Origin of the sequence: Desulfovulcanus ferrireducens (assembly GCF_018704065.1) — a bacterium.
In the GTDB taxonomy this organism is placed as follows: domain Bacteria; phylum Desulfobacterota; class Desulfovibrionia; order Desulfovibrionales; family Desulfonatronovibrionaceae; genus Desulfovulcanus; species Desulfovulcanus ferrireducens.
The window spans coordinates 55,478-62,319 of the sequence record NZ_JAGUQP010000018.1; the positions used below are offsets into that span (position 1 = coordinate 55,478).

The following is a 6,842-nucleotide window of genomic DNA, read 5'->3' on the forward strand; positions in this document are numbered from 1 at the left end:
AGAAAGTTTATCCAGACATTAAAAATGATTGAAGTTAAAAATCTTAGCCTAGCCTACGGTAAGCAACGGGCCCTGCAGGATATAAGTTTCAAGATAAAACAGGGCCAGATGGTGGGCATTTTGGGGCCCAACGGGAGTGGCAAGTCCACTTTGCTTTCGTGTCTATGCGGGCTTTTAACTCCACAACATGGTCAGATACTTATTAAAGACCAGAAAATAGATGCTTTTAAGTCAAAAGATCTTGCCAAAATTTTAACCATATTACCCCAAGATAATCACCCACCACTGAGTATGTCCTGCTTCGAACTGGTCCTTACGGGCAGGTATCCATATCTTGGTCTTCTGGGTACGTATAGCTTTGAAGATAGGCAGAAAGCAGACCAGGCCATGCAGGATACAAAAACTTTTTCATTCAAACTAAGAATGACCGCAGAAGTCTCAGGAGGCGAGCTGCAACGTATCCTCCTGGCCAAGACCATTGTCCAGGAAACAGAAATCATTTTTCTGGACGAGGCCACAGCAAACTTGGATATCGCCCATAAAATAGAAGTGTTTAAGCTTCTTAAAAAATTGCAAGCCAGTGGCAAGACCATAGTCGTGGCTATCCATGATTTAAACCTGGCCGCGCTTTTCTGTCCACACCTGATTTTTTTGAAAGAGGGTCAGCTTAAATTTTATGGTCCGACAAAAGAAGTCTTTAACCAAACTAACCTGGAGCAAGTTTATGCTACGCCTACGTCAATTTTCAGACACCCGCAAACTGGTGCCCCGCAAGCTGTTTTCCATCTTCCTTAGCCTGTTTTTTTGGGTCTCACCTGCCTTTTCCGCTACAGTTATCGATGATTTGGGCCAAACTATCCATCTTTCAAAGACTCCCCAAAAAATAGTAACCCTTTACGGAGCCTTAACCGATATCCTTTTGGAACTGGGACTCGGCTCAAAAATCGTGGCTTGTACAAAAGAAGATAAAAATCTAGAACCATTAAGAAATAAGCCTGCCATTGGCACGCACATACGCCCAAATATAGAGCTTATTGTCAGTCTCAAGCCAGACCTGGTCTTGCAAATGGGCACTCGCAGACACAGCCTTATGCCGGTACACAGGCTCCAAAAATTGTCCATTCCTGTAGGTGTGTTCAATGTGCAGAACTTTGACGAGCTTTTTGTGACCATTGACAAAATTGGCAAGCTTTGTGGGGTGGAGCGTAGCGCCCGTCATCTGATTTCCAAGTTGCAGAATAGACTTAAAAAGGTGGCTGACTTGCGGCCTAAAAACTTTAGTCCCCCCATGGTTTTTTTTGAAGTCCGCTACCCTAATTTACTTACTGTGGGTAAACGATCCATTGTTACGGAGATCATCGCAAAAGCCGGCGGGATAAATCCGGTGAGTAAGGATAAAAAGCTAGTCAGGATAAGCGAGGAAATGCTTATTGCCCTTAACCCGGATATCTATATTGTCCAAAGAGGGCCGATGAATAAAGACCCTTTACCCTTAAATAGCAGGCCTTTATTTCGTAATCTAAAAGCTGTTAAAAAGGAAAATATCTTATATGTAGATGAAAAAAAGTATTCCCGGCCTGGACCTAAAGCAGTGCAGGCTGTAGAGGAATTGAGCCGGTTTATCAGGAAGTTTGTAGCAAAGAAGAGTTATAGTGCAGGTGGAAGTGATTGAGCAATAGTTCAAATCACCAGGAGAAGAACAACTTGTCCTGGTGATTTTTGGGTCCACTTGAAGAGTGGATCGCAATAGATCCAGCCGACCTGGTTCAGCGGAATGCCGTCTCTGGCGTCATTCTGAGCCCCGCTAGAAGCGGGACACACTTTGCGGAAGAATTTTCTCTACATTGCACGATATTCTCTGTTGTAATCAGAGTAACATAAGTAAACGTTCAAAGTAACACTAAGTGGATGTCAAAAATCAATATTAAACGAGACAAACAAGGGTAGTTGAATAATTTATCTATTGTTGTTGCTCATGTGCGTGTTCGTGAGCCGGAATTACCTCTCCTGTAACAGGATCGTGTTCATGATCGTGTTCATGAGGGTGTGAGTGGACCAAATCCCCATGCTTATGCTCGTGTTCATGGACGAATTTTGCGTATTTGGACTCTTTTTGGGAGCCGCAACCACATCCTTTACACATTTTGACCTCCAAAAAAACTGATTTCTTCTTATTTAACCCACCCTCGCCTAAATAGCAAACAAAAATTTTATAAACCCAAGAGCGCGTTATTTCGAACGTGCTCTGCTATCTTTTTCAAAAAAATCTTTAGAGCCACTGAAGAATCATAAGCCAAGAAGAAGCGGGTTCAGTTGTAAGCGAACAAGGTAAGTGCGCAAATAGGCTGCCAGTTGTCTGCCCCCCACCTTTTAGTGTGCGCATCTGCAAGTTTTTCATTTTCTGTTTTTTTGCAGAGTTTTTGCTGTATTTTTTGGGTGTTTTTTTACAAAAAGAGTAAAAAACGTGCTAGTTTTTACAATATTGTAATTTTTAATTTTACAAAAAAGAGATACAGTTTTGTAATATGTTGTTTTCTTTGAGAGAAGACAAAATTGTATGTTACTTGCAAATAATTACAACTTTGAAAAAAGTCGGAGAGGGTATGTTAATCAAACAAGTTTTTTATCCTAATAGGAGGTAAAAGGAATGAATAGTGCTGATACCGCTTTTATCATGGTCTCTGCTGCGCTGGTATTACTCATGACTCCAGGCCTGGCTCTCTTTTACGGGGGCATGGTGCGGAAAAAGAATGTTTTGGGTACTATTATGCAGAGTTTCATTATGATAGCCCTGATCAGTTTTGAATGGGTTTATCTTGGCTACACAATGTCTTTTGGTCCAGATGTTGGTGGTCTGATAGGAAACTTGTCCTGGTTTGGCTTGAACGGGGTAGGGCTCGAACCTAATCCTGATTACGCGCCTACGATTCCTCAACTAGTTTTTATGATTTACCAATGCATGTTTGCTGTAATCACGCCGGCCCTTATTACTGGCGCTTTTGCTGAAAGGATGCGCTTTGGTCCGTTTCTTGTTTTTAGTTTGCTGTGGGCAATACTTGTTTATAATCCTGTATGTCATTGGATTTGGGGGGCTGGCGGTTGGCTAAAAGCAAAAGGAGTTCTTGACTTTGCAGGAGGATTGGTAGTGCATTTGACATGTGGTGCAGCAGCGCTGGCTGCAGCCATTATTCTTGGCCCACGCAAAGGGTATGGTCGGGAAAGTTTTTTCCCGCACAACTTGCCTATGACCTTGTTGGGAACAGGGCTTCTCTGGTTTGGTTGGTTTGGCTTTAATGGTGGTAGTGCTCTGGCTGCAGATGGTATCGCTGGTACTGCTTTTGTGGCTACTCATCTAGGAGGTATGGCTGGTATGGCCATGTGGATTTTGATCGAATGGATACATGCTGGCAAACCAACTACACTAGGTGCTGCCTCCGGAGCTATTGCTGGCCTGGCAACAATTACCCCTGCTGCTGGTTTTGTTGGCCCCAACTCAGCCATAGTCATAGGCTTGCTGGCTGGTGTGTGTTGTTATATGGGAGTTATGGCTAAAAAATATTTTGGTTATGACGACAGTTTGGATGTAGTAGGAATTCATGGGCTTGGCGGACTGGTTGGGACTTTATGTGTAGGTATATTTGCTTCTAGGGCAGTTAATCCCGGGGGAGCAGACGGACTTTTGAGCGGTAATGTTTCGCTACTAGGAACTCAATTTTTGGGTGTAGTAGTTGTGGGTGTGTATGCTCTTGTTGTAAGCTGGATTTTATTGAAAGTTATTGATGCAGTCTTTGGCCTGCGCGTCTCTTCAGAAGATGAAGTAATGGGTATTGACATTAGCGAACATAGTGAAACTGCATATAATTAAATGTAGCAGGGTAAAAGGCAAAAGGATTGCGTAGAGAAAATTTTGCCTTGTGGGATTTTTAACTTATATATTGTTTTTCGTATTGTGCTTAAAGTGAACATTAAAGGAGCGTTTTATGAAAAAAATAGAGATTATCACACGTCCTTATAAACTTGACGAAATCAAGGCCAGTCTTACTGAACTGGGGATTAAGGGTATGACCGTCACTGAAGTAAAGGGGTTTGGCCGGCAAAAAGGACATCGGGAAGTCTATCGCGGTGCTGAGTATCAAGTGGATTTCTTGCCTAAAGTTAAAATTGAAGTGGTGGTCGACGACAGTTTAGTAGCTGAGGTTGTCCGGACGACTCAGGATGCAGCCCGCACCGGCAAGGTAGGGGATGGTAAAATATTTATCCTGCCGGTAGATGAGGTAATCCGTATCCGTACTGGAGAGCAAGGGAGCGCGGCTATTTAACCGAGAAAATAGAGCCGAGGGCTGACTAAAGAGCCTGTGGCCGAATCTTTTTATCAACTTAATTTCCAAGGTTTATTTCAGTCTTGGTTCCTTTCATGCTGGTACAAAGACTTGGACCCATCTAAAATTTGCTTGTGGACAGAGCATAATGGGATACTTTGGGTAAAAAATATTCTTTTTACTATCGATAGTTATGGTCAATCTCGCAAAATATTTAGCACATTCATCCCGATGCTCTGTTCTTCCGCAAGCTTCATTAAGATTGGGTTACCCAAGCCATTTGTAATGCATTTCAGAAACCAAGACTTTCAATCAGCGGCTAAAATGGGGTTTGGCCACAGGCTTAAAAGTGGCTTGAAGTGTAACTAGTTTTTTGTTTCGAATTTTCTTTTAAATATTATTTAAATATTAAGCGTTCAGCTTTCAATCTTAAAGGGTAGGGTAAAGTAAAAAGTTGATCCCTGGCCAGGTGTAGATTCAGCCCAGATCCGGCCTCCTAGTAACGTGACGATTTTTTTACACAGAGCCAGTCCCAGACCGGTTCCTCCATGTTGGCGAGTATATGAGCCATCAACCTGAGTAAATCGTTCAAAAATTAAATCCATTTTGTCCTTGGGAATGCCGCATCCGGTATCCCGGACAGCAAACAGGAGTGTGATTGAGTGCTCGTGAGTTAGCTCCTGGAGCCGGACAAGGATTTTTATTTCTCCTTTGTCTGTAAATTTAATGGCATTCCCGACCAGGTTGACCAAGACCTGGCGCACTCTTGAAACATCTCCTATGAGTAAATCAGGAATACCCTGATCAATATGATAAGAGATGCGCAGCCCTTTTTTCTGAGCCTGATGCATGAATATGTCCAGAATAGAATCCAGGGTTTTTGTCAAAAAAAAGTTTTCTTCCTTTATTTCGAGCTGTCCGTATTTAATAAGAGACATATCCAGGAGATCGTCTATAAGTGTAGATAAGCCCTGGGCGGCTTTATAGACGATATTCAGATTTTCTTTGGCCTCATCGTCAATTGTCGACAGGAGAACAAGCTCGGTCATACCCAGGATTGCATTCAAAGGAGTTCTCAATTCATGGCTTAAATTGGCCAGGAACTCATTTTTGACCTGGTTGGCTTCTTTGGCCTTTTTTTGGGCCAGGATAAGTTTTTTTTCGATATTTTTTCTTTCTTCGATTTCATGTTTTAAGTCTTCATTGGTTTTGACTAGTTCACTGGTTCGTTCGGCAACTAATTGTTCCAGCTCTTCTTTATGTTTTATAAGCTCCTGCTCAGTCTTTTTTAGTTTTTGAAGGGATTTTTCTAGCTGGGTATTTTTCTTTTTAATTTGCGAATACAGCTCGTAAGATTCCAGCATGTGTGCGGAGCAAAACATAATTATGGATAAGAGAAGCTGTTTGACAGGATAAAAGTCATCTTCACCGTTTAAAAGTCCCAGAAAAATTCCTCTGGTTCTTGATTTGGTAGCAAGGGCGTGGATGAGAAAGGTTTTATCCTGGTCCGGGGCAGAGACAACAATAGATTTTTGTTTAGTAATGGCCTGGAAAATAAATCGTTCCAGTATGAGACTATCCAAGACTTTTGTCCAAAAAGATTTTGATTTTTTCGGGTAAAAAAAGGCCGGTGTCAGGTCAGAATTGTCTTCGTTGATCAAAAAGAAGGACGTTGTTTCAAAATGAAAATATTTTTTTATTTTGCTCTCGGTTTCTTCCAGGATTATAAGGGGAGATTCCAATTGGTTCAGGCTGGTTTCGAAGCTACCCAGGCTAACACCATCTTGAATGACCTGTTTTAATAACACAGATTCCTGGTCATGAGGGGAAATGTCCGGTCTGGTTAAAGAGAGGGACCGGGGCTGGTACCTAACGGGAGGAAGAAGGTCAGTTAGACTAATTTCTTTTGGTGAAAAATCTTTTGGATCATGAACCAGAATTTTTTCTACGCCCCAGATGCTTAAAATGCGTAGGTGAGCAGGTTCTAAACGGGTGCCTTTAGATAATAAAAAACGACCGTTTGGGCTATAGACATCGTGGGCTAGAGGTAGGCCCCAAATATGTTGTTTTTTGGTTTTATCCATAAATTTTTGTGATTCGGGATTTTGATTAGTGGAATAACAACAACCTTAATCCAAATTTACTCTGGAATAAATAAATTTATAACTGATTGAAATATAATTACATAAATGCAAAATTTATAAAAAACAAGTCACATGCTCATGGATCTTACGCTCGCGTCAAACCGGCCAGTGAAACGTGAATAAAAACGGGTGCATCCGAGGGCTGCACTTTGGTTGAGTGGCTGAGCAGGTGAGTGGTTGAGTAGGTGAGTGGTTGAGTGGTTGAGCAGGCAGGATGGTCAAAGGAAAAGGTATTTTTAGTAGTTGAAGATCATTCTTTTTTGTCAATAAGTTATTAAACTCAACTTCTGACACGATTAATGTCCTCAAATTACTACACAATTGAAGAGTGCATTTTCTGAAATGCATTACAAACGGGTTGGGTAACACATCATGGCGA

The 6,842-nt window shown here is 41.8% G+C and carries 6 protein-coding genes; 4 read left to right on the plus strand and 2 right to left on the minus strand.

The genetic code is table 11. From position 1 onward, the window contains the following. Positions 1-24 precede the first annotated feature (24 nt). Positions 25-795 carry an ABC transporter ATP-binding protein gene (locus KFV02_RS07680; RefSeq protein ID WP_252380963.1) on the plus strand — a complete coding sequence of 257 codons (771 nt, stop codon included), beginning with the start codon at positions 25-27 and terminating at the stop codon, positions 793-795. After that, on the plus strand, positions 725-1,672 hold the full coding sequence (locus KFV02_RS07685) for an ABC transporter substrate-binding protein (protein WP_252380964.1): 948 nt from the start codon (positions 725-727) through the stop codon (positions 1,670-1,672). Before KFV02_RS07680 ends, KFV02_RS07685 begins: the two co-directional genes overlap by 71 nt. A 288-nt stretch (positions 1,673-1,960) precedes the next feature. Here KFV02_RS07685 and KFV02_RS07690 read toward each other — a convergent pair whose 3' ends face one another. Then, a complete protein-coding gene (locus KFV02_RS07690; RefSeq protein WP_252380965.1) occupies positions 1,961-2,143 on the minus strand; it encodes a hypothetical protein in 183 nt (60 codons plus the stop codon). A 504-nt stretch (positions 2,144-2,647) separates the two neighbouring features. On the opposite strand from KFV02_RS07690, the gene KFV02_RS07695 reads away from it, so the two are divergent. Together KFV02_RS07695 and KFV02_RS07700 are read left to right on the plus strand one after the other, a co-directional pair. Then, on the plus strand, positions 2,648-3,865 hold the full coding sequence (locus KFV02_RS07695) for an ammonium transporter (protein ID WP_252380966.1): 1,218 nt from the start codon (positions 2,648-2,650) through the stop codon (positions 3,863-3,865). A gap of 115 nt (positions 3,866-3,980) precedes the next feature. After that, positions 3,981-4,319, plus strand: coding sequence for a P-II family nitrogen regulator (locus KFV02_RS07700; protein ID WP_252380967.1), 339 nt, complete (start codon positions 3,981-3,983; stop codon positions 4,317-4,319). 416 nt (positions 4,320-4,735) lie between these two features. Here the strand turns inward: KFV02_RS07700 and KFV02_RS07705 are convergent, their stop codons facing one another. Continuing rightward, complete coding sequence (locus KFV02_RS07705; RefSeq protein WP_252380968.1) at positions 4,736-6,403, minus strand: ATP-binding protein; 1,668 nt, start codon at positions 6,401-6,403, stop codon at positions 4,736-4,738. Positions 6,404-6,842 lie beyond the last annotated feature (439 nt).

What these genes read in the sequence shown, in the direction of transcription:
- KFV02_RS07685 (WP_252380964.1), top strand. Translation starts at nt 725, where the DNA reads ATGCTACGCCTACGTCAATTTTCAGACACCCGCAAACTGGTGCCCCGC.
- KFV02_RS07705 (WP_252380968.1), bottom strand. Translation starts at nt 6,403, where the DNA reads ATGGATAAAACCAAAAAACAACATATTTGGGGCCTACCTCTAGCCCAC.
- KFV02_RS07695 (WP_252380966.1), top strand. Translation starts at nt 2,648, where the DNA reads ATGAATAGTGCTGATACCGCTTTTATCATGGTCTCTGCTGCGCTGGTA.
- KFV02_RS07700 (WP_252380967.1), top strand. Translation starts at nt 3,981, where the DNA reads ATGAAAAAAATAGAGATTATCACACGTCCTTATAAACTTGACGAAATC.
- KFV02_RS07680 (WP_252380963.1), top strand. Translation starts at nt 25, where the DNA reads ATGATTGAAGTTAAAAATCTTAGCCTAGCCTACGGTAAGCAACGGGCC.
- KFV02_RS07690 (WP_252380965.1), bottom strand. Translation starts at nt 2,143, where the DNA reads ATGTGTAAAGGATGTGGTTGCGGCTCCCAAAAAGAGTCCAAATACGCA.